The following is a 25885-nucleotide window of genomic DNA, read 5'->3' as shown; positions in this document are numbered from 1 at the left end:
GGTATTGGCTCCCCCTTCAATCCGCCGAGGTGAGGGCGCAAGGTCAGGAGCGCCATCAGGATGATGGCGCAGCCGCAGCGGGGCATGGATGCCCCATCTGCGGCGGTCCGTCCGACCTTGCGACTGAGCCGAGGGAAACCGCATCGCGGTCGGATTGGCGGGGGAAGGCCTTCTTGGTGACTTCTTGGGCCAGCAAGAAGTCACTCGCCAAAGCCCGCAGGGCGGGCGAAAAAATGTCGAGGGCGGAGCCCTCGTGTCCAATGCGGCGCAGCCGCATCGAGAGGCTGGTCGTAGGCCAGGAGCTCGACTGAGCGCCTCCAGATGGGCGGGCGAACCCCTTTCGAGGGCAGCGCCCTCGCATGCAGGGGCCCGTCGTAGGCCAGGAGCTCGACCGAGCACCTCCCGGGGCGTCGGCTACAACTTCACCATAATATGCCGCGGCACCGTGTAGTCCTCCAGCGCGTAGAGGGAGAGATCCTTGCCGTAGCCCGACATCTTCATCCCCCCGTGGGGCATCTCGGTGGCGAGCATAAAGTGGGTGTTGATCCAGGTGCAGCCGTACTGAAGGCCAGCGGCCACCCTGTGGGCCAGCCCCAGATCCCGGGTCCAGACCGAAGAGGCGAGGCCGTAGTCCGAGTCGTTGGCCCACTGTACCACCTGCTCGGCGTCGCTAAAGCGGGTCACCGAGACCACGGGGCCGAACACCTCGCGGCGCACTATCTCGTCCTCCTGACGGGCGCCGACGATCAGGGTCGGTTCGTAGAAAAAGCCGTTGCCCGCGCGCATCCGCCCGCCCGTGGTCACCTCCATGTGGCCGCTCGAGACGGCTCGCTCGACGAAGCTGGCCACCCGGTGGCGCTGACGGTCCGAGATGAGCGGCCCCATCTCGACCCCCTCCTCGTGCTGGCTGCCCACCCGGATCGAGGCCACCGCATCCGTCATAGCGGCGACGAACTTGTCGTAGATTTTGCCCTGGGCATAGATGCGGCAGGCGGCGGTGCAGTCCTGCCCCGCGTTGTAGAAGCCGAAGGTGCGAATGCCCGCCACCACGGCCTCGAGATCCGCGTCGTCGAAGACGATCACCGGCGCCTTGCCGCCGAGCTCGAGATGGGTGCGCTTCATGGTGCGCGCCGCGCTCTGCAAGATCTTCTGGCCGGTGGCGATGTCCCCGGTGAGCGACACCATGCGCACCAGGGGGTGCTCCACCAGGGGGGCCCCCACGCTCTCGCCGCGCCCGCAGATGACGTTGACCACCCCGCGCGGGAAGATCTCGCTGGCCAGCTCCGCCAGGCGCAGGGCGGTGAGCGGGGTCTGCTCCGAGGGCTTGAGCACCACCGTATTGCCGGCGGCGAGCACGGGGGCCATCTTCCAGGCCGCCATCATCAGGGGGTAGTTCCAGGGGGCTATGCTGCCCACCACGCCGATGGGGTCACGGCGGATCATGCTGGTGTGGCCGTCCAGGTATTCGCCGGCCAGGGGGCCGTGCAGGCAGCGGGCGGCGCCGGCGAAGAAGCGCAAGCAGTCAACCACCGCCGGCAGCTCGTCGCCGAGCACGGCGGCGTAGGGCTTGCCGCAGTTGAGGGATTCCAGCGCCGCCAGCTCCTCGGCGTGCTCCTCGATGGCGGCGGCCAGGCGCAGCAGCAGGTTGCTGCGGGTGGCCGGCGTGGTGTGGCGCCAGCTGCCGAAGGCGCGCTGGGCGGCGTTGACGGCGCGGCTCACCTGCTCGAAGGAGGCCTCGGGCAGGGCGACGATGAGCTCGCCGGTGGCGGGGTTGAGCACGGGCTCGCTTTGGCCCTCTCCCGTGACGAACTGGCCATCGATAAGCTGCTGGGTCGATATCTTCATAGAAAACCTTCCTTGGTGGTTAGCGAGCGGCGTCGTTGCCGTCGCGCGTCAGGTAATAGGCGAGCAGGATGGGCACGGTCGTGACCGCGACTATGATGAGCGCGACCACGTTGGTGACCGGCCGATCGCGCGGGCGGATCAGCTCCTGATACATCCAGATGGGCAAGGTGGTCTGCTGGCCTGCGGTGAAGGTGGTGACGATCACCTCGTCAAAGCTCAGGGCAAACGCCAGCATGCCGCCGGCCAGCAGGGCCGTGGCGATGTTGGGCAGGATCACGTAACGCACGGTCTGAAAGCCGTCGGCCCCGAGATCCATCGACGCCTCGATAAGGGATCTATGGGTGCGGCGAAAGCGCGCCAGGGCGTTGTTGTAGACCACCACCACGCAGAAGGTGGCGTGGCCGATGACGATGGTCCAGAAGCTGAAGGGGATCTCCAGCACCCCGTAGGCCGAGCGCAGCGCCAGCCCGGTGACGATGCCCGGCAGGGCGATGGGCAGGATCAGCAGGAGTGACACCACCTCCTGGCCGAAGAAGCGACTGCGGGCGATGGCGGCCGCCGCCAGGGTGCCGAGCAGCAGCGCCACCAGGGTGGCGAGGCTCGCCACCTCGAGGGACAGGCGGATGGCGCGCCACACGTCGGGCCGCTCCAGGGTGACCCCAATCCACTTCAGGGTGAGGCCGGGGGGCGGGAACTGGTAGCTCTTGCTCTCGGTGGTGAAGGCATAGAGGAAGATAAACAGCATGGGAAGGTGCAGGAAGGCGAGCCCGCCATAGGCGGCGAGGCGCAATCCGCTCCCGGCTCGGTCAAAGCGCATCGAAGGCCCCCAGACGTTTGGCCACCGTCAGGTAGATGGCGATGATGAGGATCGGCACCAGGGAGAAGGCGGCGGCAAATGGCAGGTTGCCGGCCGTGCCCTGCTGCATGTAGACCACCTGCCCGATGTAGAGGGTGGAGTTGCCGATGATGCCCGGGATGATGTAGTCCCCCAGGGTCAGGGAGAAGGTGAAGATGGAGCCCGCCACCACGCCCGGCAGCGCCAGGGGCAGCAGCAGGGTGCGGAAGGTCTGGCCCGGGGTGGCGCCGAGATCGGCGCTCGCCTCGATGAGCGAGACCGGGATCCGCTCCACCGCCGCCTGGATCGGCAGGATCATGAAGGGGAGCCAGACATAGACGAAGACGATAAAGGTGCCCAGGCGCGAGAACGAGAGCGACGGGCCGCCGATGGCCGGCAGGCTCAGCAGGGCCTGCAGCACGCCGTCCAGCCCGAGCTGACCGGCCAGCCAGTTGATGGCTCCCTCCTTGGCCAGGAGCAGCTTCCAGGCGTAGACCCGCACCAGATAACTCGACCAGAGCGGCAGCATGATGGCGATGTAGAAGAAGGCCCGCTGCCGCCCCCGGGTGTAGCGCGCCATGTAGTAGGCGATGGGGAAGGCGAGCAGGGCGCAGGCCAGGGTCACCAGCAGGGACATGGTCAGGGTGCGCAGGATCACGTCCCGGTTCTCAGGACGCGCCAGGTCGATGAAGTTTTGCCAGGTGAAGGCATAACGGATCTGGCCGCTGAACTCGTCGAGGCCGAAGAAGGCGTTGGAGAGCAGCATCAGGAGGGAGCCGGCATAGATGAGGCCGAGCCAGATGAGGGGCGGCCCGAGCAGGATCCCCAGCAGCAGGCCGGAGCGGCCGTAGAGCAGGGTCGAGAGGCGCCGGCGCAGGGGGGCGCGGGGGGCATGGCTTGGCATGGTCAGGCTTGCACTGTTCATGGGGTTGCTCCCAGGGCGTGCACGGCGGGGGCCGCCCAGCTCAGAGAGACCCGCTCCCCGAGCGGCAGGCGGGCCTGTCCCTCGTTGGGGTGGTTGACGATGAGCTCGATGTCGCTGTCGATACGCACCCGGTAGCGCACGTAGGGGCCGAGGTACTCCACCTCGCGCACCTCGCCGGACCAGCCCGGGGTGCCGGCCGTGGCGAGGTGGATCCGCTCCGGGCGCACCATCACCTGACCGCTGTGGCCGGTGAGGCGGCGGGCGGCCTCGCCCTCGAACAGGTTGACGCTGCCGACGAAGCGGGCCACGAAGGGGGTGGCCGGGGTGTCGTAGATGGTCTCGGGGGCCGCCACCTGCTCGATGCGCCCCTGATTGAAGATGCAGAGGCGATCGCTCATGGAGAGCGCCTCCTGCTGATCGTGGGTGACGAAGATAAAGGTGATGCCGAGCTGGCGCTGCAAGGCCTTGAGCTCGAGCTGCATCTGCTCGCGCAGCTTGAGATCGAGCGCCCCGAGGGGCTCGTCGAGCAGCAGCACCCGCGGCTGGTTGATGAGGGCGCGGGCGATGGCGATGCGCTGGCGCTGGCCGCCGGAGAGCTGGCCCGGGTGGCGATCGCCCACCCCGGGCAGGCGCACCAGCTCGAGCATCTCGTCGGCGCGGCGATAGCGACCGGCCCTGTCGACCCCCTTGATCATCAGGCCGTAGGCGATGTTGTCGCGCACGTTCATGTTGGGAAACAGAGCGTAGTCCTGAAAGACGGTGTTGAGGGGGCGCTCGTAGGGGGGCAGGGTGGAGCACGCCTCCCCGAAGAGGCGAATGGTGCCGCCGGTCGGGTATTCGAACCCGGCCAGCATGCGCAGGCAGGTGGTCTTGCCCGAGCCGCTCGGTCCCAGCAGGGAGAAAAACTCCCCCGGTGCGATGGCGAGCGACACCTGGTCTACCGCCTTGACGGCCCCATAGTGGCGACTCACCCGTTCAAACTGTACCGCGTGCATGGATTGACTCCGAAGTGAGGGGCCGGCGTGACCGGCCCGGCAGGATCAGCGGCCGCCGAGCACGGCGATGTAGTCGGAGACCCAGCGGTAGTAAGGCACGCAGGCCCTCTGGGTCTGGCACTGGGTGGTGGGGGTGCGCCAGAAGTGCACCTTGTCGAAGTTGTCGGCGCCGTTGGTCTGGCACCCCTTGTCCCCGAGCAGGGCGTTACCCTGACAGGCGGCGGGCACCACGGGCACAGAGCCAAACCAGGCGGCGAGATCCCCCTGCAACTTGGGATTGAGGGAGTGCTCGAGCCACTGGTAGGCGCACACCGGGTGCTTGGCTTCGCTGTGCAGCATGGTGGTGTCGGCCCAGCCGGTCACCCCCTCCCTGGGCACCACGGTGGCGACGGGCTGCTTCTCTGCGGCCAGCGTGTTGGCCTGGAACGGCCAGGAGCTCGACGCCACCACCCCTTCGTTCTTGAAGTCGTCGATCTGCACGAAGGCATCGTGCCAGTAGCGCCCCACCAGCTGGCGCTGCTGGCGCAACAGATCCAGGGTGGCCTTGTACTGATCCTCGTTCAGTTCATAGGGGTCCTTGATACCGAGCTCGGGTTTGTGGGTCATCAGGTAGAGGGCGGCGTCGGCGATGTAGATGGGGCCGTCGAAGGCCTGGATGCGCCCCTTGTTGGGCTTGCCGTCCGGCAGGGTCTGGGGCTCGAACACCACGGACCAGGAGTCGGGCGCCTTGGGGAAGACCTTGGTGTTGTACATCAAGACGTTGGAGCCCCACTGGTAGGGCACCCCGTAGTGCTTGCCGCCCACCTTGTGCCAGGTGGCGTTTTGCAGGCGCGGGTCTATCTTGTTCCAGCTCGGGATGCGCGAGAGATCGATGGGCTGCACCTTGCCACCGGCGATGAGGCGCAGGCTGGCATCCCCCGAGGCGGTCACCAGATCGAAGCCCCCTTCGTTCATCAGGGCCACCATCTCGTCGGAGGTGGCGGCGGTCTTGACCGTTACCTTGCAACCGGTGGCCTTCTCGAAGCCGGTGACCCAGTCGTAGTTCTTGTCGGTCTCGCCCCGCTCCACATAGCCGGCCCAGGCGACGATATCGACCTGCCCCTCTCCTTGCGGTGCCGCGTGCAGCGGCAGTGATGAGGCCAGTAATCCGAGGCAGAGTGCGCGCGCTCTCATGGTGCTCTCCTTGCATCTTGTATGGGGTGTTGGGTGATTAACATCCTGTTAACGCACTGATGAGCGTAGGAGAGGGGGCGCGTAATGAGAATTTCAATTTTTAGGCGGGTAGCTATCGGGAAAAGTGATATCGACTTCGAATGAAGCCCGCTTGTTACATGGTGGCGCAGGCCCTGCGCTCCTGTCGGTTCGCAGCGCTATCGGTTCGGGCCGAGCCGGGCGCGTAGCCGCCCCTGCTCCTTGGCGATCTCGATAAACTCCCTGGCCTCCCAGGGCAGGTGGGATCCGCGTCGCCACACCAGGCCGATGTCGATGGCCGGGATGGGCTCTTTGATCTCCCGCGCCTCGACCCGCTCCTGCTCCAGAGACCAGGGGCGATAGGCAAAATCTGGCAGCAGGGCCAGTCCCAGGTGGCTGGTGACCAGGCTGCGCACCGCCTCCACCGAGCCGGTACGCAGCACGATGCGCGGGCGAAGGCCATAGCGGCGCAGGCCCGCCTGGATCACCTGCTCCATCTGATCGGCGGTGAGGGCGATGAGGGGCTCCTCGGCCAGCTCGGTGAGGGAGAGGCTGGGCTGGGCGCAGAGGGGGTGGTTGGCCGGCAGCCAGAGGCGCAGGGGGGAGCGGGTCAGCAGCTCGGTCTCAAAGGCCTCGTGGCGAATGGTGCGATTGGTCATCAAGAGCCCCACGTCGATCTCGCCGTTGACGATCTGATGCTCGAGAAAGGCCTGTTCATCCTCTTTCACCTCTATGTTCACCCCGGGAAAGAGGCGGCGAAAGCGGCCGAGGGCGTCGGAGAGGTAATAACCCGCCACCAGGCTGGTGACGCCGATGGTGAGGCGCCCCTCCTCTTCCTTCGCCGTCCCCTTGAGGGAGTGGGCGGCGTCGCTCATGGCGCCGAGGATGCGGCGGGCGTGCAACAGGAACTGGTGCCCCTGGGGGGTCAGGGTCACGCCGCGCGGCCCCCGTTCGAACAGGGTGGCGCCGACCCCCTCTTCGAGCTCGCGAATGGCGCCGGTCACGGCGGATTGGGAGATGTGCAACTCCTGGGCGGCGCGGCTGACCGAGAGACAATCGGCCACCGCCACGAAGTAGCGAACCTGGCGAAAGGTGAAGTTCATCGGGCGTCCTGCCTCGGGCTCTCTTGCCGCACTGACCGGCGGCGACCATGGGGTGGGGGGCTAAAAACGGCGGGGCCCGAAGGCCCCGCGTATCAGGGGTGGGGGTGTTCGAGATGCTCTTCGAGCAGCTCTTCGAGTTCCCGGTGCAGCAGATCTTCGTCGCCGACGTTGAGCTCAATCATGCGGCGCAGGTGGGTGGCGCTGTCGATATCCAGGTGGTGGCAGTAGAGGCCGAGCTTCTCGTCGTCCAGATGGGAGAGCTCCACCTCCATCTTGATCTCGATCTCGCTGCCGGCGAGATGGAAGGTGAGGTGGTAGTCGAGGCTCTCCCCATGGCTCCAGTCAGACGGGCGGCGGATCAGGGCCCCCTGAAGGGAGATGTCGATAAGCTCGGTCTGCCAGTGGCGCTCACCCTGGCTCAGGCGAGCGGGGGTGGAGTAGAGGATCCGCGAGAAGCGGCGGCGCTCGGACATGTGGCTCTCCTCAATGGTTGCCGGTCATCTCTTTGCCAAGTGTAACCCAGCCCGCGAGGGGCGGCAGTGAGCTGACTCGGAAAAACGACCTACTGGGTGGGGGCGGTCAACTGCTCGAGCAGTTGCAGCGCCTTGACCAGCTGGTCCTCCTGGCGGAAGCGCTCCTCGAGCACAGGGCCGAGGCGGTTGAGATCCTCGTCCAGGCTCAGCAGCTCATCCTCCTGGGCATCGGCGTACTTGTCGTTGAAGCGCAAGGCGAAGTCGGTGCAGGCGCGCAGCTTGGGATAGATGCTCTGGGCCAGCTCCAGCTGCTCACCCTTGGCGTTCTCGTAGGCGTGCATCACATGGTCGTAGATCTCGAAGTGCCCGGCGCTCACATAGTCCACCAGCAGATCGCAAAAGCCGGTGATGGCGTCACAACAGGGAAGGGAGCGCGCCTTGCTGCGCTGGGCCGACAGTCCCGCCAGCTTCATATACTCCACCAGCAGGGTCTGGCGGGCGTCGAGAAAGGCATCGATGGCGCTGTGTTGCCCCGCATATTTCTGCCTGGTCTGCTCCAGTTTGCTCAGCATATCCCCTCCATGGTGCATGCACGATGCGGCACTCTAACAAATCTATAACTATGTAAATTCCCCGCGAGCGTCAATAGCCGGATGAAGAGGATATGCAGCCCGTCTCCCCGGGAGTACCATGTCCTTTCGGTTGTTCATGGACAAAAGGCATTCAGATCATGGGGTTAAATAGCGAGTCGGGATTCTGGTTCATCCTGGGCGGTGAGGCTCGCCTGTGGCTTGAAGAGGGGCGCTTGCCCGGAGTCGTGCCCGCCGCCTTCGCCGATCGCCGCGCCGAGCCTTTCGATCACTGGCAGGGGCGCCCCTGCTATCTGCTCGATCTGGGGGAGGGGGAGCCGGGAGAGGGCTTTGCCCCCCTGCGCTCCCTGATGGAGGCCGGCGACGAGGAGGCCTTTCGCCTCGCCGGTCGCGCCTGGCAGCTGGTGAACTTTCGCCGCAGCCACCGCTTCTGCGGCCACTGCGGAGCCCCGGCGGTCCCCGCTGATCGGGAGTGGGCCATGGTCTGCCGCGAGGGGCACACCGTCTATCCGCGTCTCTCCCCCTGCATCATAGTGGCGGTGCGCCGTGGCCCCGAGATCCTGCTCGCCGCCCACCGTCGCCACCATCAGGCGGTGGATCCCATGTACACAGTGCTGGCGGGGTTCGTCGAACCCGGGGAGAGCCTGGAGCAGTGTGTGGCACGCGAGGTGTTCGAGGAGAGCGGCATCCGGGTCACCAACATCCGTTATGTGGCGAGCCAGCCCTGGCCCTTCCCCCACAGCCTGATGATGGGATTTCTGGCCGACTACGAGAGCGGTGAGCTGACGCTGCAGGAGGAGGAGCTGGTGGATGCGGATTTCTTTCGGGCCGGGGCCCTGCCCCGTCTGCCGCCCCACGGCACCATAGCCCGCCGGCTTATCGCCCTGACCCTGGCGGCCATCGAGGGCGAGCCCTCCTGACTTTGCGCTCTCTCACACTTTGGCGGTCCCGCCCACGGCCCCGGGGTGGTACAATGTTGCACTTTCGATACCAGATTGGATGTAGGGATGAGTGAACTGAAGAATGATCGTTACCTGCGCGCCCTGCTGCGCCAGGAGGTCGACATGACCCCGGTATGGATGATGCGCCAGGCTGGCCGTTATCTGCCGGAGTACAAGGCAACCCGTGCCCAGGCCGGTGACTTCATGTCCCTGTGCCGCAACGCCGAGCTGGCCTGCGAGGTGACTCTGCAGCCCCTGCGTCGTTACCCGCTCGATGCCGCCATTCTCTTCTCTGACATCCTCACCGTGCCGGATGCCATGGGTCTCGGACTCTACTTCGAGCAAGGGGAAGGCCCCCGCTTCGAGCGCCCGGTGCGTTCCCTGGCCGACGTGCAGGCCCTGCCGGTACCGGATCCGGAAGACGAGCTCGGCTATGTAATGAACGCGGTGCGCACCATCCGCCGCGAGCTCAAGGGGGAGGTGCCGCTGATCGGCTTCTCCGGCAGTCCCTGGACCCTGGCCACCTACATGGTGGAGGGGGGCAGCTCCAAGGCCTTCACCAGGATCAAGCAGATGATGTACGCCGATCCCCGGGCTCTGCACCTGCTGCTCGACAAGCTGGCCGACAGCGTCATCCTCTACCTCAACGCCCAGATCCGCGCCGGTGCCCAGTCGGTGATGGTGTTCGACACCTGGGGTGGGGTGCTGACCCCCCGCGATTACCGCGACTTCTCCCTGCACTACATGCACAAGATCGTCGATGGCCTGATCCGCGAGCACGACGGTCGCCGCGTGCCGGTCACCCTGTTTACCAAGAACGGTGGCCAGTGGCTCGAGCAGATTGCCGCCACCGGTTGCGATGCCCTGGGGCTGGACTGGACCACCGATATTGCGGACGCCAGGCGCCGGGTCGGTGACAAGGTTGCCCTGCAAGGCAACATGGATCCCTCCATGCTCTACGCCTCACCCGCGCGCATCCGTGAAGAGGTGGGGAGCATACTCGCCGGTTTCGGCAAGGGCACCGGTCACGTCTTCAACCTGGGTCACGGCATCCATCAGGATGTGGACCCGGCCCACGCCGGCGTCTTCGTCGACGCGGTACACGAGCTCTCACGCCCCTATCACGGGGGCTGATGGCAACAAAAAGGGCCCGTTCGGGCCCTTTGTTCTATCAGCTGTGTGGCGCGGCGACCGGCTCTGCCAGCCGCCACCCCTGCTCGGTGCGCACCACCCAGAGAGTGCTCTCCTGCGCTCTGCGCTCCCCCGCCTTGAACTCCCCGTAGCGGGATTCCAGGGTCATCAGGGGCAGATCCTGGTGAAACTTGCCATTGCCGTCGTAGACCAGATCGTCGTTGCTCTGGGTATCGAGTTCGGCAAAGTCCTTGAGGAAGTGGAGCTGATAGCGCACCGCCACCTTGTAGAGCCCCTCCTGGGTCTCACTTTGCTCCACTATGGTCAGATCCACCGGCTCCACCAGGGCGCTGCCGAGTTCGGCCTGCAGATGGGCCTGCACCAGCCGCTTCACCTCATCCGCTCCGGGCCCCGAGCTGCACGCGCCGAGCAGCAGGGCAAGCAGCCAAAACCATCTCTTCATGAATACTCCGGAATACAGCGCGAAACGGGAGGCGCGATTGTGCCACGGGGGAGGCCGAGGGGAAACCTCTCCCCGGTTACGGCTGCTCTCCCAGCACCTGATCCAGACGCCGGGCGAACGGTGCCGGCTCCATAAAGCCGGTGATGCGGCTGCCGGGCACCTCTTTGCCCTCTCGATCGAAGAGGATCAGGGTCGGTAGCCCCAGCACCTTGAGGTCGTTGAGCAGGGTGACGTCGTCATCGTCGTTGGCGGTCACGTCCGCCTGCAGCAGCACCATGTTCTTAAAACGCTGGCGCACGGCCGGATCGCTGAAGGTCTTGTGCTCGAACTCCTTGCAGGCCACGCACCAGTCGGCGTAGAGATCGAGCAGCACCGGCTTGCCCCTGGCCTCGGCCAGACGGGCGGTCAGATCGTCACCGCGCTTGATACGGATAAACTGCGGCGCCTCGGGGGCAGCCACGGCCAGCGAGGTGCCGCGCCAGGTGTCGTGGGCGGTGACCACGGCGCCCATCATGGCGAGCAGCAGCACGAAGCCGCGCACGCTGCGCCAGGGGGAGTGGGGGGCGTGCTGATTGTGGTGATAGAGATAGCCACACAGCAGCAGGACCCAGCCAATCCAGGCCAGGGTGGTCACCTGGTCGCTCCACAGGCGTGACAGCAACAGCAGGGGCACCGCCAGCAGGGCGAAGCCAAACAGCTGCTTGACGCGATCCATCCAGGCGCCCGCCTTGGGCAGCAGGCGACCGCCCGAGGTACCGAGCAGCAGCAGGGGCAACCCCATGCCAAGTGACAGGGCGTAGAGAGCGGCCCCCCCGAGCAGCAGATCGCCGCTCTGGGCCACGTAGAGCAGTGCCCCCGAGAGGGGAGCCGTGGTGCAGGGGGAGCAGACCAGCCCGGAGATCATCCCCATCAGGGTGACGCCGGCCAGGCTCCCTCCCTGCTGGCGGTTGGACAGACCCGCGAGTCGGGTCTGCAGGGCCGAGGGGAGCTGCAGGGTGTAGAGGCCGAACATGGAGAGGGCGAGCAGCACGAACAGCACTGACAGGGTGATGAGCATGGCCGGCGCCTGCAGGGCCGCCTGGAACTGCAGCCCTGCCGAGGCCACCACCAGACCGAGCAGGGTATAGGTCACCGCCATCCCCTGCACATAAGCCATGGAGAGGGCGAAGGCGCGGCCGGTAGAGAGGCGTGCCCCGGCCCCGGCGATGATGCCGGTGAGGATGGGATACATGGGGAAGACGCAGGGGGTGAAGGCGAGCCCCAGCCCCAGGGCGAAGAAGGCGGCCACGCTCAGCCACAACCCCTGACTGCCGAGGGTCGCGGCCAACTGCTCCTGTTCGCTGGCGGCCCGGGTCGTCGTGTCGGGTGCCCCGGCCGGTGCGTCGGCCGCGATGGGCTCAATGGTGATGATCTTGTCGGTCGGCGGGTAGCAGAGTCCCTCGGTGCACCCCTGATAGGAGAGGTGCACCCTGCCCCCTTCGCTTGCGGTGAGCAGGGTGAGGGGAATGGTGACGCTCTGGGTGTAGATCTCGCTCTTGCCGAAGAAGTCGTCCTCATGGGGGAGGCCGGCGGGGAGCTCGGGCTCGGCGAAGGTCACCCCCTCACCCTTGAAGGAAAAGCGGTGGCGATAGAGGTAGTAGTCGTCGGCGATCTGCAGGGTCAGCAGCAGCTGTTTTCCCTCCTGGCGGCTCTCCAGGCGAAACGCCTCATCCACCTTGAGAAAACGGGGAGCCTGCTCGATACCGAGGGCACCGAGCAGATCGTTCGAGGCTGCCTGGGTCGGCAGGGTGGTGCCCAGCAGACAGGCGAGCAGAAGGAGCAGACGGATCATCGGGTCTCCTCGGCCAGCCAGGCGAGATAGGGGGCGTGACCGCCGGCCACGGGCAGGGTGAGGATCTCCGGCACCTGATAGGGGTGATGGGCCAGAATGCACTCTGTGATGGCGCCCTGATGGCGGGCCGTGCTCTTGATGATCAGCTGGATCTCGCTGGCGCGCTCTACCTTGCCTTCCCAGCGGTAGACCGAGGTGACGGCGGGCAGCTGGTTGATACAGGCGGCGAGACGGGCTTCGAGCAGGGCCTCACAGAGGCGGTCGGCACTGGCGGCATCGGGGCAGGTGCAGAGCACCACTATGGCTTCGGTCATGGCTGGATCGGGTCTGTGAAACGAGGTCACTACTATACAAGTCGGCCATCAAAATGACAGCCATTCAGCCTGCGCAATCCCCCCTCGACGGGTGGTGGACGACGCCCCGTGTCGGGTGCAAAATCCCAGCTGGATGTTGGGGGATGTGGATGACAAAGGACACTTATGACGCACAACAATGAACAGCAGCAGATTCGCAGACTGAACCTGATCCGTGACGGGGAGCGGCGCATGCTGGCCCAACTGCACGGCTTGCTGCGCAGCACGGTCGATGAACTGAATGCAGAGCTGGAGAAGGAAGAGCTCGAGCCGGTGACGGTGGAGCAGCTTCACAGGGTGATCCAGCAGCACCTCTTCGAGCGTCTGCACAAGGGGGATCAGCTGGCGGCGCGAGCCTTGCTGCAGCAGGCCCTGGCCGATGTCGAGGCGCGTCTTGCCGAGCCCGAGATGGAGGATGATCCCGCTTGACCCCTCCGGCCGGTTTTCAAACCGGCCTCTCTTTCTGCTTTTCTCTGGCGACTTTCAACTTTTTTGTTGCTGCAATGTTACGTTTGCTTTGGTTTTTAAAACCAACCTTTCGAATTTAACCAGCTAAAAATGCCATAAACCTGTCGCTCCATCAGTGCTTGCCACTAAATCATGATGGGGTTCGTTTGGGTTTATGTGCTGCCCAGGCCGTTCCATGCGGTGATTAACGCTGTTATTGTGAGGCCCTTCACAGGCTCGAGTAGTCATATTCGCTGCTAGTGGAAAAGTTGTTTCATGGATGTTAAATCTGTGTCGCGCCATCACTCCAGTGATACAGGCTAAAAAAACGACAACAGACAGACACGGAAAATACAGACACGCAGGAGTCTCCAATAATGGAAAAGTCGCTTTCCTCCCGTATATTCATCGGCCTCTTCGTGGGGCTCTTGATCGGCACCGCCATCCAGTACCTGTTCCCGGGCAATGGCCTGCTCAATGAGTGGGTCGTCGGGACCGCCAGCGGTGTGGGCGGCATGTTCGTCTCCCTCATCAAGCTGATGGTGATCCCCCTGGTCTACATCTCCATCGTATGCGGGGTGTGTGAGCTCAAGGACGTGGCGAGCTTCGGTCGCCTCGGCTCCAAGACCTTCTTCCTCTATATCGCCAACACCGTGCTGGCGATCACCGCCGCCCTGACCGTCGGCCTGCTGCTGCAGCCGGGCCTGGGTGCCCATCTGCCGCTGGCGGCCCAGGCGGTCGACATCGGCGACACCACCACCCCGGACATCGGCAAGATGATCATGAATATCGTGCCGAGCAACCCGATCCAGGCCTTTGCCTCCGGTGACATGCTGCAGATCATCTTCATGGCGATCCTGACCGGTCTGGCTATCCAGGCGCTGGATCACCGCGGCGGTCCGGCCGTCAACACCTTCAAGATCGCCAACGAGGTGATGATGAAGCTGGTCGGCCTGGTGATGAAGCTGGCTCCCTACGGCGTCTTTGCCCTGATGTTGCAACTGGGTGCCACCATGGAAGCGTCGACCCTGCTCTCCGTCGCCAGCTACGTGATACTGGTGGTGGCCATGCTGGTGGTCTGGATCTTCGTGGTCTACCCCCTGCTGGTGTGGGTGATGGCCGGGGTCAAGCCCTCCGAGTTCCGTCGCAAGACCCGTGAGCAGGTGCTCTTCTCCCTCTCCACCGCCAGCTCCAACGCCACCATCCCGGTGACCATGCGTACCCTGGTTGAGAAGTTTGGTGTCTCCAAGTCCATCGCCGGCTTCGGCGTGCCGCTCGGCGCCACCATGAACATGTCCGGTGTCTCCATCTACATCACCCTGGCGACCCTGTTCGTGGCCAACGCCACCGGCGCCACCATCCATACCGGCGACCTGCTGGCCATCGGCTTCACCGTGCTGATCCTCTCCATCGGTGCGGGCGGTGTGCCGGGTGGTGGTGTGGTGATGATCGGTGTGATGCTGATGCAACTCGGTCTGCCCATGGAGGCCCTGGCCATCATCATGGCGGTGGATCGCATCAATGACATGTTCTGCACCTCCTCCAACGTGGTGGGTGACACCGCCGTCTGCGTGGTGGTCGCCAAGAGCGAGAACGGCATCGAAGCCGTGGCCGAGGAGGAGCAGGCCGCCGCCTGATCCCTTCCCAAGCCACACAGGGGCCCGCGATTGCGGGCCTCTTTGCGTTCAGGCGTTCTGGGGGATGGGGAAGATCTTGTCGTAGGCCAGGTTGTAGAAGAAGGCGTAGACCAGATAGAAGAGGGCGAAGCCCAGATCCATCAGCAGCGCCTGCCACAGGGAGAGTGAGAGCCACCAGGCGATGAGCGGCAGGCTGATGAGCAGCAGTCCCCCCTCGAAGCCGAGGGCGTGCAGCAGCCGCTCGTGCCAGCGCTTCTCGACTCGCCCCAGGTGGCGCGCCATCCAGCGATCCACCATCAGGTTATAGCCATAGTTCCAGACGGTGGCGATCAGGGTGAGGCCGATGGCCATCACCCCGGTGTGGCCCAGCTCCAGGCCCAGTAACCAGCTGGCCAGAGGGGCGCAGAGGGCGACCCCGAGCAGTTCAAAGCCCAGGGTATGGCGCAGCCGGTCCGATCCGTTTCTCATCATCTTGGTTCACTCCGGTAGGGGGTTGCCGGCACTATATCGATGAGTAACGATAGAACTAAGTTAGAACCTATCTATAAAGGCGATAGATGACCCCCTCTCTGGAACAGTTGCGCACCCTGTTGGTGGTGGCGGATCAGGGCTCCTTCTCGGCGGCGGCCCGCCATCTGGGCAAGGCCCAGTCGGTAGTGAGCAGTGCCATTGCCAATCTGGAGATCGATCTCGATCTCACCCTGTTCGATCGCAGTGGCCGGATGCCGCGCCTCACCCCTCAGGGGGAGCGGATCCTGGCCGAGGCGCGTCTGGTGATGGCGCGCTGTGGCGAACTGACGGCCCTGGCCGGTGAGTTGGCCGCCGGAGTGGAGCCCCGTCTCACCCTGGCCGTCGACGACGACACCTGGCTCCCCTGGCTGGGGGATCTGCTGGAGGCGTTCTCCCTGCGCTTCCCGACGGTGGAGCTGGAGCTGCTTTTTCCCCTGCTCGAGGATCTTCATCAGCTGCTGCTCTCGGGGCGTGCCCAGCTGGGGATCAGTTATGAGCAACTGGCCCCCTCACCCGATATAGTGGCGGCCCCGCTGGGACGGGTCACCATGCCGCTGGTCGTGGCCCCTTCTCACCCGTTGGCCGGGCAGCAGAGCACGACCCTGGACGCCCTGCAGGGGAGCCGGCAGATCATGGTGACCGGACGCCACGACGGGCAGGAGCGTCAGCGTTTTCGGGTGGCGAGCCGGGTCTGGTGGGCCGAGGGGGACATGGCGGTGCTGGAGCTGGTACGGCGGGGGCTGGGGTGGGCCAGTATCCCCGATGTGCTGGTGGAGGGGCCCCTGGCCCGGGGTGAGCTGGTCTGCCTGACCCCCACCTTTCTGGCGGGGCCGCCGGCCATGAGCACCGAGCTCTTGTGGCATCGCGCCCGCCCGCTCGGACAGGCGGGGCGCTGGTTGAAAGAGGCGCTACAGGCGCGCACCCGGGGTCAGGGAGAGGAGGGGTAGAGGCGCCCCTCCCTAGTCGATCAGCTCGTAGGGCAGGGGGCGCAGGCGCAGGGCCGAGCCCTCGTCCTCTTTGAGGCGGAACTCGGCATCGGCCTCGGTATCCTTGGGCAGTACGGCGCTCACCAGCAGGGCGTCACCTTCCTGCCAGACATTGATCACCATGCCGCTGCGGCGCCAGTTCTCCCCGAGGCGGAGCTCCAGGGTATCGCCGGCCGACACCTCGCGGCCGGCGTTGCCTTCGAGCAGGAACAGGGCGCGGTTGTTGGCGCCCCGGTACTTGGCGCGGGCCACCGTCTCCTGACCCGTGTAGCACCCCTTGCTGAAGCTGATGCCGTCCAGGGCCTGCAGGTTGATCATCTGGGGAATGTACTCCCCCTGATGGGCTGCCTCGAGATGGGGCAGGCCGGCGAGGATCTCAAAGCCCATCCAGTCGCCCTCGCTCCCCTCGGGCAGGGTCAGTGCGGGCAGGGATTCGCTGGCCAGCAGCCAGCGGTCGGCCTCGAGGCGCACCGCCATGCCGCCGGGGATGAGGCCGCTGCCGGTGAGGCCGAAGGTGTCGGCCATCAGGGCGTCACACCCGTTGCCGGCCAGGCCCGCCAATGTGTGGGGCGCCTCGACGATCTCCACCTTGGAGAAGACCGCGAATTTTTTCAGCTCGGGCAGCTCGCGAGCCAGGGCCGAGCGGCGCAGCACCAGCAGCAGGGCCGACGCCAGGGTGAGCAGGCGAAAGTCGCTCCACAGCTTGCCCTTGGGATCGCAGTGCCCCCCCAGGGTCTGCTGGCCCGGGGTCAGTGCCGCCACATCACAGGTGACCTGGCCCTGCAGATACTTGACCCGCTCTTCGCCGGTGAGCCGGATGGCGGCGAAACCGGGCAGGGTATAGAGGGTGGGTTGTGCTGGAAAAACAGGCAGTTGGCTACTCATGATGGGTGTCCGACAGGGGCAAAAGATGTGACCGTCATGGTAAAGATGGAAGGAAAATTTGTCAGCCGGAAAATCGGGCTGCTACCATCCCCCCGTTTTCACTTGGAGTAATGTCGATGTTGACCCCAGCCGAGAAATCCCGTCTCAAGTGGGCCTGCCGCCGTGGCATGCTGGAACTGGACGTGATCGTGATGCCCTTCTTCGAGCACGAATACGACGCCCTCACCCCGGAGCAGCAGAAGACCTTCGAGCGCCTGCTCACCTGCGACGACCCGGATCTCTTCAAGTGGTTTATGGGCCACGGCGTGCCCAGCGACCCCGATTTTGCCGCCCTGGTGCCCTTCATCCTGCAGCGCAACCAGGCCCGTCACGACGCCAGGCTGTGACCGGCGCCCCCCTGCCACTGCGCCCGTCGCGCCGGGGGCGGGGGGTGATGCTGCTGCTCTATCTGTTGCTGATCGCCCCGACCCCCTTCTGGCTTGACGGCTGGCAGTGGGGGTTGTTTGTCCCCCTCTGGGGGCTGGCCCTGTGGCGTTCCTGGTTGGTTATGGGACGCGCCGCCCCGACCCTGGCCTGGGACGGGGAGCGGCTCTGGCGCGATGGGCACCCCTGGCAGCCGGCGCGCTGCCGCGTCTTGCCGGGTCTGCTCTGGCTTCGCTTCGAGCAAGGCGGACTCGCCCTCTTCGCCGATCAACTCGGCGATAGGGATTACCGCGCCCTGGCCCGCGCCATTCATCTGTCGTGAGCCCCCATTTCGGCGGCTAACCCCTGCCATAGTTTGTTCCCCTGCGGGGGAGGGGTTAAGATTCCCATCAACTCTCTTTTGCCCAGACCCGAGAATCCATGTCTCAATACAATGCCGATGCCATTGAGGTCCTTAATGGCCTGGAGCCGGTGCGACGTCGCCCCGGCATGTACACCGACACCACCCGCCCCAACCACCTGGGTCAGGAGGTCATCGACAACAGCGTCGACGAGGCGCTGGCAGGCCACGCCCGCAGCGTCGAGGTGATCCTGCACGAGGATCAGTCCCTCGAGGTGATCGACGACGGCCGTGGCATGCCGGTGGATATCCACCCGGAAGAGGGGGTCTCGGGGGTGGAGCTTATCCTCTGCAAGCTGCACGCGGGGGGCAAGTTCTCGGGCAAGAACTATCAGTTCTCCGGCGGTCTGCACGGGGTGGGGATCTCGGTGGTCAACGCCCTCTCGACCCGGGTCGAGGTGACGGTGCGCCGCGACGGCCAGGTCTACGAGATCGCCTTCGAGAAGGGGGAGAAGGCCTCTGAGCTCGCGGTCACCGGCACCTGCGGGCGGCGCAACACCGGCACCCGGGTGCGCTTCTGGCCCGAGGCCCACTACTTCGACTCCCCGAAATTTTCGGTCTCCAAGCTCGAGCACCTGCTCAAGGCCAAGGCCGTGCTCTGCCCCGGCCTCTCGATCACCTTCCTCGACAAGAACACCGGCATCAAGCTCGCCTGGTGCTATGAAGATGGCCTGAAAGATTACCTGGTGGACGCGGTCAAGAACGTCCCCTGCCTGCCGGAGCAGCCCTTCGTCGGCTCTTTTGCCACCGAGAGCTCGGCGGCGGACTGGGCCCTGTGCTGGCTGCCCGAGGGGGGTGAGAGCCTCGCCGAATCCTATGTGAACCTGATCCCCACGGCGCTGGGCGGCACCCACGTCAACGGCCTGCGCCAGGGGCTGCTCGACGCCATGCGCGAGTTCTGCGAGTTTCGCAATCTTCTGCCGCGCGGCGTCAAGCTCACCCCGGAAGACATCTGGGATCGCTGCGCCTACATCCTCTCGGTCAAGATCCAGGATCCCCAGTTCGCCGGCCAGACCAAGGAGCGGCTGTCGTCGCGCCAGTGCGCGGCATTTGTTTCGGGCGTGGTGAAAGACGCCTTCAGCCTGTTCTTGAATGCCAACACCGAGCTGGCCGAGCAGATCGCCGAGCTCTGCATCTCCAGCGCCCAGCGCCGCATGCGCGCCGCCAAGACGGTGGTACGCAAGAAGGTCACCCAGGGGCCGGCCCTGCCGGGCAAGCTTACCGACTGCGGCTGCGCCGACCCCATGCAGGGGGAGCTGTTCCTGGTGGAGGGTGACTCGGCGGGCGGCAGCGCCAAGCAGGCGCGCGACCGGGAGTTTCAGGCCATCATGCCCCTGCGCGGCAAGATCCTGAACACCTGGGAGGTCGAGGCCGGCCAGGTGCTCGCCTCCCAGGAGGTACACGACATCTCGGTGGCCATCGGCCTCGATCCCGACTCGGACGATCTTAGCGGCCTTCGCTACGGCAAGGTGTGCATCCTCGCCGATGCGGACTCCGACGGCCTGCACATTGCCACCCTGCTGTGCGCCCTGTTCGTGAAGCACTTCCGCACCCTGGTGGAGAAGGGGCACGTCTATGTGGCCATGCCGCCCCTCTATCGCATCGATATCGGCAAGGAGGTCTACTACGCCCTCGACGAGGACGAGAAGAATGGCGTGCTCGAGCGGGTCGAGGCGGAGAAGAAGAAGGGCAAGGTGATGGTGACCCGATTCAAGGGCCTGGGTGAGATGAACCCCAAGCAGCTGCGCGAGACCACCATGGATCCCAATACCCGCCGCCTGGTGCAGCTCACCATGGAAGACGCCGAGGCCACCATGAAGCTGATGGACATGCTGCTGGCCAAGAAGCGTGCCTCCGATCGCCGCGAGTGGCTCGAAGAGAAGGGCAACCTCGCCGAGGTGTAACCCCAAGCGGCACGGCCCGGGCCGTGCCCCCGAATTCGGGCGGCCAGCGCCGCCCCCTATAACCAAGAGAAGAACCCATGAGTGACCTAGAGCAGAGCCTCGACGGGGTGGAGCGTCAGCCACTGCACGCCTTCACCGAGAAGGCCTACCTCGACTACTCCATGTACGTCATCATGGACCGCGCCCTGCCGCACATCGGCGACGGTCTCAAGCCGGTACAGCGCCGCATCATCTACGCCATGAGCGAGCTGGGACTCTCGGCCCTCTCCAAGCACAAGAAATCGGCCCGTACCGTGGGTGACGTACTGGGTAAGTACCACCCCCACGGGGACAGCGCCTGCTATGAAGCCATGGTGCTGATGGCCCAGCCCTTCTCCTACCGCTACCCGCTGGTGGACGGTCAGGGCAACTGGGGTGCGCCGGACGATCCCAAGTCGTTCGCCGCCATGCGTTACACCGAGGCGCGCCTGTCGCGCTTCTCGGAAATTTTGCTCTCCGAGCTCGGCCAGGGCACGGCCGACTGGGTGCCCAACTTCGACGGCACCATGAAAGAGCCCAAGGTGCTGCCCTCGCGCCTGCCCCATATCCTGCTCAACGGGGTGACCGGCATCGCGGTGGGGATGGCGACCGACATTCCGCCCCACAACGCCCGCGAGGTGGCTCACGCCTGCGCCGAGCTGCTCGACAACCCCGAGGCCGGGCTCGATGCCCTGATGGCCCACATTCAGGGGCCGGACTACCCGACCAACGCCGAGATCATCACGCCCCGTGACGAGATCCGCAAAATCTACGAGACCGGCAAGGGTTCTATCAAGCAGCGCGCCGTCTGGGCGCTGGAAGACGGCGAGATCGTCATCACCGCCCTGCCGCACCAGGCCTCGGGCGCCAAGATCCTCGAGCAGATCGCCGGGCAGATGACCGCCAAGAAGCTGCCCATGGTGACCGACCTGCGCGACGAGTCGGATCACGAGAACCCGACCCGTCTGGTGATAGTGCCGCGCTCCAACCGCATCGATGTGGGTGGCCTGATGGCGCATCTCTTTGCCAGCACGGATCTCGAAAAGAACTACCGGGTCAACCTCAATATCCTGGGGCTGGATAACCGCCCCCAGGTCAAGGATCTCAAGACCATACTCACCGAGTGGCTCACCTTCCGCCGTGAAACCGTGCGCCGCCGCCTGCAGTATCGTCTCGACAAGGTGCTCTCCCGCCTGCACATCCTCGAAGGCCTGCTGATCGCCTACCTCAACATCGACGAGGTGATCCACATCATCCGCACCGAGGATGAGCCGGGCGCCGTGATGATCGAACGCTTCGGCATCACAGAGACCCAGGCCGAGGCGATCCTCGAGCTCAAGCTGCGCCATCTGGCCAAGCTCGAGGAGTTCAAGATCCGCGCCGAGCAAAAAGAGCTGGAAGAGGAGCGCGGCAAGCTCGAGCTCATCCTCGGCTCCGAGCGCCGCCTCTCGACCCTCATCAAGAAGGAGCTCTTGGCCGACGCCGAGAAGTACGGCGACGATCGCCGCACCCCCCTGGTGGAGCGCGCCGCCGCCGTGGCCCTGACCGAGAAGGAGCTCACCCCGAGCGAGCCGGTCACCGTCATCCTCTCGGCCGCGGGCTGGATCCGCGCCGCCAAGGGGCACGACGTGGACAGCGCAGGCCTCAGCTACAAGGCCGGCGATCACTTCCTGTGCGACGCCCAGGGGCGCAGCAACCAGCAGGCGGTATTTCTCTCCACCCTGGGGCGCAGCTATTCCCTGGAGGCACACACCCTGCCCTCGGCCCGCAGCCAGGGCGAGCCGCTCACCGGTCGCTTCGCCTTAAGCCCGGGCGAAGAGGTGCACCATGTGGTGATGGGAAGCGAGCAGGAGCCCTATCTGCTCTCGACCGATGCGGGATATGGCTTCGTCTGCAGCTATGAAGACATGATCGGCAAGAACAAGAACGGCAAGGCGCTGCTGTCGGTGCCGGAGGGAGGCCAGGTGCTGGCGCCGCAGCCCATCAAGCGCCCGGACAGCGATCTCTGCATGGCCATCTCCAACGAGGGGCGCATGCTGCTGTTCCCGCTTTCGACCCTGCCGGTGCTCGGCAAGGGCAAGGGCAACAAGATCATCAGCATCCCCTCGGCCCGGGTGAAGGCACGCGAGGAGTTTGTCACCCAGCTCGCCGTGGTGCCCGCCGGCCAGTCGGTCACCCTGTTTGCCGGCAAGCGCAAGCTGACTCTGAAACCCTCGGATCTCGAGTACTATCGTGGCGAGCGCGGCCGCCGCGGCGCCAAGCTGCCCCGTGGCTTGCAGCGGGTGGATCGCATCGAGATCGAACCGGTCGCTGGCACCGAGCCGGTGGCAGGGGAGAATCAGGAAGGGTAATTAATAGAAAGGGCGCGAAAGCGCCCATGTTTTCTCAATGATGGTGATGTTATTTAATTATGAGGTATTGCTATGAGTGTTAATATGATTGTTATGCCTTTTCTATCCCATTTGAGATTAAGGCCATTTTAATAAAAAGGTCTTTTTCTTTTGGTATCTCTATTAACTTGGTTTTTATATTGTTTTCTATTAGCTTTTCTATTCTTACATTGGTAGGCATTGAATGCCATAGCCCTTTAATATTTGGTATTGTAATCCTTGATAAATAAAGAGTAGCGTAGTTACCATTTTTTGTATAATTAGTTGTGTGAGCATATTTGAATAAATATTTTAGGTCTTCTTTTAACCAGTCTATTCTAGCATTTCGCATGCGTTCTAGCTCTAGAAAACTTAACAATGATTCACGTTCAATAACTACGCAATCGACACCCTCTTTCCATGCCAGTAGTGATAGGTATGCTCCTAAAACCCTATGAAGTCTTGCTTGTGTTTCTCTGTAAACGTCTTCAGCAGATGCCATGATTTATCTCTTTAAATGTATTTCCTTGAAGTTATAACAATAAAGAGATTCACGTTTTGTGATCAGAACCATATTTTATTTGTGAGGGTGGCGTTATTAGGGCCGTAGGTTTGATTAGCGAAGCGTAATCAGACGTTCGCGAGAACTGGTTGTCGTAATTCTGATTCTGGGACACCCACCGTTGTGATAGAGGCGTCAGAGGAAGGGGAGTGGCGAAAGCGAGGCGCTTTCGCCATCTGGCGTGGTTATCGCAGACCGAGTAGCTGGTAGAAGGTGGGATTATCCTCACATTGCCCGGTGCCGCATTCGAGCAGGGTCGAGGCGAGATTGGCCGCGATCAGGATGACGAAGATCAATGAGGCGATACGTCCCCAGCGGGCTACCGTGGGCAGGGAGAGGGTGAACCTGTCGCTCACTATCAGCACCAGGGCGACGGCCAGGATGATCAGCAGGGCGCTCACCAGCGACCAGGTATAGAAGTGCAGGCCGAGGAAGGTTGAGCCATAGCCGGGATCGCCGGGGAGAATATGCAGGAGCACCTGCCGGGTGGCGATGAGGGCCGTGGTCAGGGCGCCGATCATCACGATGCCGTAGTGGGTGCCTCTGGGGCCAAATTGCAGGTTCAACATAAAGCCGAGGCCCGCCACAATCAGGCCGGCCCGTTGCAACAGACACAAGGGGCAGGGAAGCTCGGAGAGGTAGAGCTGGTAATAGAAGGCGACTATCAGCGTCAGGGAGACGCCCAATAATCCGAGGGTATTGAGCAGTGGTGGCAGATCGTTCTCTTGTGCCGGAGCAGAAGGGGTGGAGAGGGTCATGGCAGGCTCCTAAAACGAGAGGGTAAGCGGGTCGGTCACATGGTGCATAAACGAGAGCAGGGTCACGATCAGAAGAAGAGACCAGAGCAGATAGGAGGCGGTGCGCTTGTTTAGCAGGATGCTGATACCGGTTATCAGCGCAAGCAAGAAGGGTAGAAACATATACATCGTATATTTCCTCATTGGCCGGGCAGTATGAAAGGTGCAACCAGTATATATGAAATGAGTGACAGGGTGCGCACATTGCCCCGGCACCTGGTGACGCTGCCGGAATTTAATTAATCCCGGGGCGGGATGCGCGGGAATAAATGGCGTGGGCAGAGCATGGCGGCAAGGCCATTATAAGCCCACGTCAACACAAGGGTCACATGGCGGGTAATTCCCGCCGGGTGATTTATCTCGTGCAAGTGATCAGAGGCGAGGCCCAACGGGCCCCGCCCGGGAAATGGCCGGACACGAAGCGTCAGGCGGCCAGGGGCTGCGCCCGGGAGTCGCGCCGGGGGGCGATCAGCAGGCGCAGACGGGGCACCAGCAACAGCAACACCAGACCTGCGCCCGTGGCGCCCCAACCCAGCATGCCAAACACGGCGCTGTAGCCAGGATCGGTGGCAGCCGGCGTCGTGCCGATATTTTGCGGCATGGCACTCGAGACATATCCCGCCAGCACAGAGGCGACGCCGGTCACCATCATCCAGCATCCCATCAAGACCCCTTGCAGGCTGGCAGGGGCCAGTTTTCCAATCATGGCGTAGCCGATGGGGGAGATAAGCAGCTCGCCCAGGCTCTGCAGCACATAGCTGATGGCGATCCATTTGAAGGCGACCAGGCCGTCGGCCCCGGCCAGATGAATGCCCAGTGGCAGCACCAGCATGCCCAGCCCCATGCAGAAGAGGGAGGCGGCAAACTGGGAGGGGATGTCGATATTCCACCCCCGTTCGCGCAGTCGCTTGAACAGCAGGGCCATCAGCGGGCCACCGATGACGATGACCAGGGTGTTGATGTTCTGGATCCACTGGGGCGCGATCTGCAGCCCGAACAGGTTGAGGTTGATGTTGTGCTCGGAGAAGAGCATCAGCCCCATGGGGGCCAGCTGGTAGAGCGACCAGAAGACCAGGGAGCCGAGGGCCAGGATCAGATAGGCCAGCATGCGGCTGCGCTCGGCCCCATCTTGATGGCGGGCCGTCATCACGCCGAGCAAGACCAGCACCAGCAGGCCGAGCAACAGCACGAAGTGGCTGCTGAAGTCGGCATGGGTCAGCAGGAGGCGAAGGACCGGCACCAGCATGGCCAGAATGAGAAGGCCGGCGAGCATGCGAAGATAGAAGCCTCTGCCCTTGATATGGCGCAGTGGGGTACTGATATCGGCCAGGATGGGCCAGCAGGCGAAGGTGGCGACGATGGCGATCACATTGCCCAGGGTCGCGAACAGGAACAGGCTGTGATAATCCGCGGCGAGCTGGAAGTAACCCGCCACCGAGAAGCCGATGAAGAAACCCAGATTCATCCCGGCGTAGTTCCAGAGAAAGGCACTCTCGCGGCGATGATCATCGGGGGTGAAGCGTTGGGTCAGCATCATGTTGAGGCAGGTTACGTTGAGGCCGCTGCCGGTCAGGAACATGGCAAGACCCCAGTAGAGGCCGTCCGCCCCCGTCTCTGCGATGACGTAACAGCCGATAACCTGGAGCACCATGCCCAGCACGAAGAGATTGCGATTGCTGAGGTAGCGCCCACCCAGATAGCCACCAAACAGGTGCAGCCCATAGTTGAAGGCCCCGAACACGCCCATCATGGCATTGGCCTGGGTTTCGCTGAAGCCGAGTCGCTGGGTCGCATAGAGCACCAGGGTGGAGTAGAGCACGGCAAAGCCGAGGGTGGCGAAGGTCTGAATAAAGAAGAGAGCCCCCGAGCCCGGGGGTATGGTGGTGTGTTGGTTGGAAGCGCTCACTGTCAGTCTCCTGTGAGAGAAAAAGTCATCACTCGTCCTGAGAGCATCCGGTCTGTTGCCGGTTAGCCTTGCGCGCTTCCTTGCCGCTCTGAAGGCAGACCTGTCATTTAGCGGCCAAGTCGTTCAAATAGCCATACCTAACATTTAATCGGGAAGGATTAATTTGTTTTTATCGATTTTATTTGATTTTTTATTCTTGCTGGCAATGGCGGACTGCCCCTGCTTGAGGGCAGTGGGAATCCATTTTCTGTTTTCCTTTCTGGTGTTGACAGGCAGGCTCAGGGGCCGTCCGCCGATGGCGAGGGGGGGCCGGACATCGTTGTGATGAATAAATATGGCGTGGGTGGCGAAGCCCGTGCGGGCTT

Annotated in this window: 27 protein-coding genes; 9 read left to right on the top strand and 18 right to left on the bottom strand. The window is 63.9% G+C overall.

Annotated features, from left to right (window positions below; all coding sequences use genetic code 11):
• Nucleotides 1-414: 414 nt before the first annotated feature.
• From AB5Y48_RS19965 to AB5Y48_RS19930, 8 genes are all read right to left on the bottom strand, one after another.
• Entirely contained in the window at nucleotides 415-1845 is a 1431-nt protein-coding gene (locus AB5Y48_RS19965) for a gamma-aminobutyraldehyde dehydrogenase (protein ID WP_136612905.1), read from the bottom strand.
• Nucleotides 1846-1864: 19 nt separating this feature from the next.
• Nucleotides 1865-2662 carry an ABC transporter permease gene (locus tag AB5Y48_RS19960; RefSeq protein ID WP_005347395.1) on the bottom strand — a complete coding sequence of 266 codons (798 nt, stop codon included), beginning with the start codon at nucleotides 2660-2662 and terminating at the stop codon, nucleotides 1865-1867.
• On the bottom strand, nucleotides 2652-3605 hold the full coding sequence (locus tag AB5Y48_RS19955) for an ABC transporter permease (RefSeq protein ID WP_368165537.1): 954 nt from the start codon (nucleotides 3603-3605) through the stop codon (nucleotides 2652-2654). The genes AB5Y48_RS19960 and AB5Y48_RS19955 overlap by 11 nt, the downstream gene beginning before the upstream one ends.
• Nucleotides 3602-4600 carry an ABC transporter ATP-binding protein gene (locus AB5Y48_RS19950; RefSeq protein ID WP_224160577.1) on the bottom strand — a complete coding sequence of 333 codons (999 nt, stop codon included), beginning with the start codon at nucleotides 4598-4600 and terminating at the stop codon, nucleotides 3602-3604. Before AB5Y48_RS19950 ends, AB5Y48_RS19955 begins: the two co-directional genes overlap by 4 nt.
• 45 nt (nucleotides 4601-4645) lie before the next feature.
• Nucleotides 4646-5773 carry an ABC transporter substrate-binding protein gene (locus tag AB5Y48_RS19945; protein WP_136612907.1) on the bottom strand — a complete coding sequence of 376 codons (1128 nt, stop codon included), beginning with the start codon at nucleotides 5771-5773 and terminating at the stop codon, nucleotides 4646-4648.
• Between the two features lie 197 nt (nucleotides 5774-5970).
• Nucleotides 5971-6894 carry a LysR family transcriptional regulator gene (locus tag AB5Y48_RS19940; protein WP_224160578.1) on the bottom strand — a complete coding sequence of 308 codons (924 nt, stop codon included), beginning with the start codon at nucleotides 6892-6894 and terminating at the stop codon, nucleotides 5971-5973.
• A gap of 92 nt (nucleotides 6895-6986) precedes the next feature.
• Nucleotides 6987-7367 (bottom strand): PilZ domain-containing protein, encoded by a 381-nt coding sequence (locus AB5Y48_RS19935; protein WP_050666178.1) that lies wholly within the window; start codon nucleotides 7365-7367, stop codon nucleotides 6987-6989.
• An 89-nt stretch (nucleotides 7368-7456) separates the two neighbouring features.
• On the bottom strand, nucleotides 7457-7939 hold the full coding sequence (locus AB5Y48_RS19930) for an Rsd/AlgQ family anti-sigma factor (protein ID WP_060584271.1): 483 nt from the start codon (nucleotides 7937-7939) through the stop codon (nucleotides 7457-7459).
• Nucleotides 7940-8097: 158 nt separating this feature from the next.
• On the opposite strand from AB5Y48_RS19930, the gene nudC reads away from it, so the two are divergent.
• Both nudC and hemE read left to right on the top strand, forming a co-directional pair.
• Nucleotides 8098-8877, top strand: a complete 780-nt coding sequence (gene nudC, locus AB5Y48_RS19925; protein WP_136612908.1) for an NAD(+) diphosphatase — start codon at nucleotides 8098-8100, stop codon at nucleotides 8875-8877.
• A gap of 87 nt (nucleotides 8878-8964) precedes the next feature.
• On the top strand, nucleotides 8965-10032 hold the full coding sequence (hemE, locus tag AB5Y48_RS19920; RefSeq protein WP_050666181.1) for a uroporphyrinogen decarboxylase: 1068 nt from the start codon (nucleotides 8965-8967) through the stop codon (nucleotides 10030-10032).
• A 37-nt stretch (nucleotides 10033-10069) separates the two neighbouring features.
• Here the strand turns inward: hemE and AB5Y48_RS19915 are convergent, their stop codons facing one another.
• The 3 genes from AB5Y48_RS19915 to cutA all read right to left on the bottom strand — a co-directional run bounded on the left by AB5Y48_RS19915 (nucleotide 10070) and on the right by cutA (nucleotide 12637).
• Nucleotides 10070-10492 carry a hypothetical protein gene (locus AB5Y48_RS19915; protein ID WP_136612909.1) on the bottom strand — a complete coding sequence of 141 codons (423 nt, stop codon included), beginning with the start codon at nucleotides 10490-10492 and terminating at the stop codon, nucleotides 10070-10072.
• Nucleotides 10493-10568: 76 nt separating this feature from the next.
• Complete coding sequence (locus AB5Y48_RS19910) at nucleotides 10569-12323, bottom strand: protein-disulfide reductase DsbD (protein ID WP_368165536.1); 1755 nt, start codon at nucleotides 12321-12323, stop codon at nucleotides 10569-10571.
• Nucleotides 12320-12637 carry a divalent-cation tolerance protein CutA gene (gene cutA, locus AB5Y48_RS19905; protein WP_224160580.1) on the bottom strand — a complete coding sequence of 106 codons (318 nt, stop codon included), beginning with the start codon at nucleotides 12635-12637 and terminating at the stop codon, nucleotides 12320-12322. Before cutA ends, AB5Y48_RS19910 begins: the two co-directional genes overlap by 4 nt.
• Nucleotides 12638-12802: 165 nt before the next feature.
• On the opposite strand from cutA, the gene AB5Y48_RS19900 reads away from it, so the two are divergent.
• Nucleotides 12803-13105 carry a hypothetical protein gene (locus AB5Y48_RS19900; RefSeq protein WP_368165535.1) on the top strand — a complete coding sequence of 101 codons (303 nt, stop codon included), beginning with the start codon at nucleotides 12803-12805 and terminating at the stop codon, nucleotides 13103-13105.
• A gap of 395 nt (nucleotides 13106-13500) precedes the next feature.
• Complete coding sequence (locus AB5Y48_RS19895) at nucleotides 13501-14760, top strand: dicarboxylate/amino acid:cation symporter (protein WP_050666186.1); 1260 nt, start codon at nucleotides 13501-13503, stop codon at nucleotides 14758-14760.
• Between the two features lie 48 nt (nucleotides 14761-14808).
• Here AB5Y48_RS19895 and AB5Y48_RS19890 read toward each other — a convergent pair whose 3' ends face one another.
• Complete coding sequence (locus tag AB5Y48_RS19890) at nucleotides 14809-15228, bottom strand: PACE efflux transporter (RefSeq protein WP_368165539.1); 420 nt, start codon at nucleotides 15226-15228, stop codon at nucleotides 14809-14811.
• Nucleotides 15229-15317: 89 nt separating this feature from the next.
• Here AB5Y48_RS19890 and AB5Y48_RS19885 point away from each other — a divergent pair, with 89 nt between their 5' ends.
• Entirely contained in the window at nucleotides 15318-16217 is a 900-nt protein-coding gene (locus tag AB5Y48_RS19885; RefSeq protein ID WP_060584264.1) for a LysR family transcriptional regulator, read from the top strand.
• Between the two features lie 12 nt (nucleotides 16218-16229).
• Here the strand turns inward: AB5Y48_RS19885 and ygfZ are convergent, their stop codons facing one another.
• Nucleotides 16230-17168 (bottom strand): tRNA-modifying protein YgfZ, encoded by a 939-nt coding sequence (gene ygfZ / locus AB5Y48_RS19880; RefSeq protein WP_368165538.1) that lies wholly within the window; start codon nucleotides 17166-17168, stop codon nucleotides 16230-16232.
• 89 nt (nucleotides 17169-17257) lie between these two features.
• Between ygfZ and AB5Y48_RS19875 the strand changes: the two genes are divergently transcribed.
• The 4 genes from AB5Y48_RS19875 to parC all read left to right on the top strand — a co-directional run bounded on the left by AB5Y48_RS19875 (nucleotide 17258) and on the right by parC (nucleotide 22237).
• On the top strand, nucleotides 17258-17527 hold the full coding sequence (locus AB5Y48_RS19875) for a succinate dehydrogenase assembly factor 2 (RefSeq protein WP_050667412.1): 270 nt from the start codon (nucleotides 17258-17260) through the stop codon (nucleotides 17525-17527).
• Nucleotides 17524-17886: a protein YgfX gene (locus AB5Y48_RS19870; RefSeq protein ID WP_224162759.1), complete on the top strand. Its 363-nt coding sequence runs from the start codon at nucleotides 17524-17526 to the stop codon at nucleotides 17884-17886. The genes AB5Y48_RS19875 and AB5Y48_RS19870 overlap by 4 nt, the downstream gene beginning before the upstream one ends.
• A 98-nt stretch (nucleotides 17887-17984) precedes the next feature.
• Nucleotides 17985-19868: a DNA topoisomerase IV subunit B gene (parE, locus tag AB5Y48_RS19865; protein WP_224160582.1), complete on the top strand. Its 1884-nt coding sequence runs from the start codon at nucleotides 17985-17987 to the stop codon at nucleotides 19866-19868.
• A 77-nt stretch (nucleotides 19869-19945) separates the two neighbouring features.
• Nucleotides 19946-22237 carry a DNA topoisomerase IV subunit A gene (gene parC / locus AB5Y48_RS19860; RefSeq protein ID WP_368165534.1) on the top strand — a complete coding sequence of 764 codons (2292 nt, stop codon included), beginning with the start codon at nucleotides 19946-19948 and terminating at the stop codon, nucleotides 22235-22237.
• 91 nt (nucleotides 22238-22328) lie between these two features.
• On the opposite strand, the gene AB5Y48_RS19855 is transcribed toward parC, so the two are convergent.
• From AB5Y48_RS19855 to AB5Y48_RS19835, 5 genes are all read right to left on the bottom strand, one after another.
• Entirely contained in the window at nucleotides 22329-22757 is a 429-nt protein-coding gene (locus tag AB5Y48_RS19855) for a hypothetical protein (protein ID WP_368165533.1), read from the bottom strand.
• 245 nt (nucleotides 22758-23002) lie between these two features.
• The gene (locus AB5Y48_RS19850; protein ID WP_224163002.1) at nucleotides 23003-23575 is read right to left on the bottom strand and encodes a disulfide bond formation protein B; all 573 of its coding nucleotides are present in this window, start codon (nucleotides 23573-23575) and stop codon (nucleotides 23003-23005) included.
• A 9-nt stretch (nucleotides 23576-23584) separates the two neighbouring features.
• Nucleotides 23585-23743, bottom strand: coding sequence for a DUF5993 family protein (locus tag AB5Y48_RS19845; RefSeq protein ID WP_168929855.1), 159 nt, complete (start codon nucleotides 23741-23743; stop codon nucleotides 23585-23587).
• Between the two features lie 295 nt (nucleotides 23744-24038).
• Nucleotides 24039-25520 carry a peptide MFS transporter gene (locus AB5Y48_RS19840; RefSeq protein WP_136612917.1) on the bottom strand — a complete coding sequence of 494 codons (1482 nt, stop codon included), beginning with the start codon at nucleotides 25518-25520 and terminating at the stop codon, nucleotides 24039-24041.
• 144 nt (nucleotides 25521-25664) lie between these two features.
• Nucleotides 25665-25885 (bottom strand): hypothetical protein (locus AB5Y48_RS19835; protein WP_368165532.1); only part of this gene is annotated, 221 nt, incomplete at its 5' end.

This window comes from Aeromonas sp. R6-2, assembly GCF_040908155.1.
Classification (GTDB): Bacteria; Pseudomonadota; Gammaproteobacteria; order Enterobacterales; family Aeromonadaceae; genus Aeromonas; species Aeromonas schubertii.
This window is presented reverse-complemented; position numbering and strand designations above follow the sequence as displayed.

What these genes read in the sequence shown, in the direction of transcription:
- AB5Y48_RS19965 (WP_136612905.1), bottom strand. Translation starts at nt 1,845, where the DNA reads ATGAAGATATCGACCCAGCAGCTTATCGATGGCCAGTTCGTCACGGGA.
- AB5Y48_RS19960 (WP_005347395.1), bottom strand. Translation starts at nt 2,662, where the DNA reads ATGCGCTTTGACCGAGCCGGGAGCGGATTGCGCCTCGCCGCCTATGGC.
- AB5Y48_RS19955 (WP_368165537.1), bottom strand. Translation starts at nt 3,605, where the DNA reads ATGAACAGTGCAAGCCTGACCATGCCAAGCCATGCCCCCCGCGCCCCC.
- AB5Y48_RS19950 (WP_224160577.1), bottom strand. Translation starts at nt 4,600, where the DNA reads ATGCACGCGGTACAGTTTGAACGGGTGAGTCGCCACTATGGGGCCGTC.
- AB5Y48_RS19945 (WP_136612907.1), bottom strand. Translation starts at nt 5,773, where the DNA reads ATGAGAGCGCGCGCACTCTGCCTCGGATTACTGGCCTCATCACTGCCG.
- AB5Y48_RS19940 (WP_224160578.1), bottom strand. Translation starts at nt 6,894, where the DNA reads ATGAACTTCACCTTTCGCCAGGTTCGCTACTTCGTGGCGGTGGCCGAT.
- AB5Y48_RS19935 (WP_050666178.1), bottom strand. Translation starts at nt 7,367, where the DNA reads ATGTCCGAGCGCCGCCGCTTCTCGCGGATCCTCTACTCCACCCCCGCT.
- AB5Y48_RS19930 (WP_060584271.1), bottom strand. Translation starts at nt 7,939, where the DNA reads ATGCTGAGCAAACTGGAGCAGACCAGGCAGAAATATGCGGGGCAACAC.
- nudC (WP_136612908.1), top strand. Translation starts at nt 8,098, where the DNA reads ATGGGGTTAAATAGCGAGTCGGGATTCTGGTTCATCCTGGGCGGTGAG.
- hemE (WP_050666181.1), top strand. Translation starts at nt 8,965, where the DNA reads ATGAGTGAACTGAAGAATGATCGTTACCTGCGCGCCCTGCTGCGCCAG.
- AB5Y48_RS19915 (WP_136612909.1), bottom strand. Translation starts at nt 10,492, where the DNA reads ATGAAGAGATGGTTTTGGCTGCTTGCCCTGCTGCTCGGCGCGTGCAGC.
- AB5Y48_RS19910 (WP_368165536.1), bottom strand. Translation starts at nt 12,323, where the DNA reads ATGATCCGTCTGCTCCTTCTGCTCGCCTGTCTGCTGGGCACCACCCTG.
- cutA (WP_224160580.1), bottom strand. Translation starts at nt 12,637, where the DNA reads ATGACCGAAGCCATAGTGGTGCTCTGCACCTGCCCCGATGCCGCCAGT.
- AB5Y48_RS19900 (WP_368165535.1), top strand. Translation starts at nt 12,803, where the DNA reads ATGACGCACAACAATGAACAGCAGCAGATTCGCAGACTGAACCTGATC.
- AB5Y48_RS19895 (WP_050666186.1), top strand. Translation starts at nt 13,501, where the DNA reads ATGGAAAAGTCGCTTTCCTCCCGTATATTCATCGGCCTCTTCGTGGGG.
- AB5Y48_RS19890 (WP_368165539.1), bottom strand. Translation starts at nt 15,228, where the DNA reads ATGAGAAACGGATCGGACCGGCTGCGCCATACCCTGGGCTTTGAACTG.
- AB5Y48_RS19885 (WP_060584264.1), top strand. Translation starts at nt 15,318, where the DNA reads ATGACCCCCTCTCTGGAACAGTTGCGCACCCTGTTGGTGGTGGCGGAT.
- AB5Y48_RS19875 (WP_050667412.1), top strand. Translation starts at nt 17,258, where the DNA reads ATGTTGACCCCAGCCGAGAAATCCCGTCTCAAGTGGGCCTGCCGCCGT.
- parE (WP_224160582.1), top strand. Translation starts at nt 17,985, where the DNA reads ATGTCTCAATACAATGCCGATGCCATTGAGGTCCTTAATGGCCTGGAG.
- parC (WP_368165534.1), top strand. Translation starts at nt 19,946, where the DNA reads ATGAGTGACCTAGAGCAGAGCCTCGACGGGGTGGAGCGTCAGCCACTG.
- AB5Y48_RS19855 (WP_368165533.1), bottom strand. Translation starts at nt 22,757, where the DNA reads ATGGCATCTGCTGAAGACGTTTACAGAGAAACACAAGCAAGACTTCAT.
- AB5Y48_RS19850 (WP_224163002.1), bottom strand. Translation starts at nt 23,575, where the DNA reads ATGACCCTCTCCACCCCTTCTGCTCCGGCACAAGAGAACGATCTGCCA.
- AB5Y48_RS19845 (WP_168929855.1), bottom strand. Translation starts at nt 23,743, where the DNA reads ATGTATATGTTTCTACCCTTCTTGCTTGCGCTGATAACCGGTATCAGC.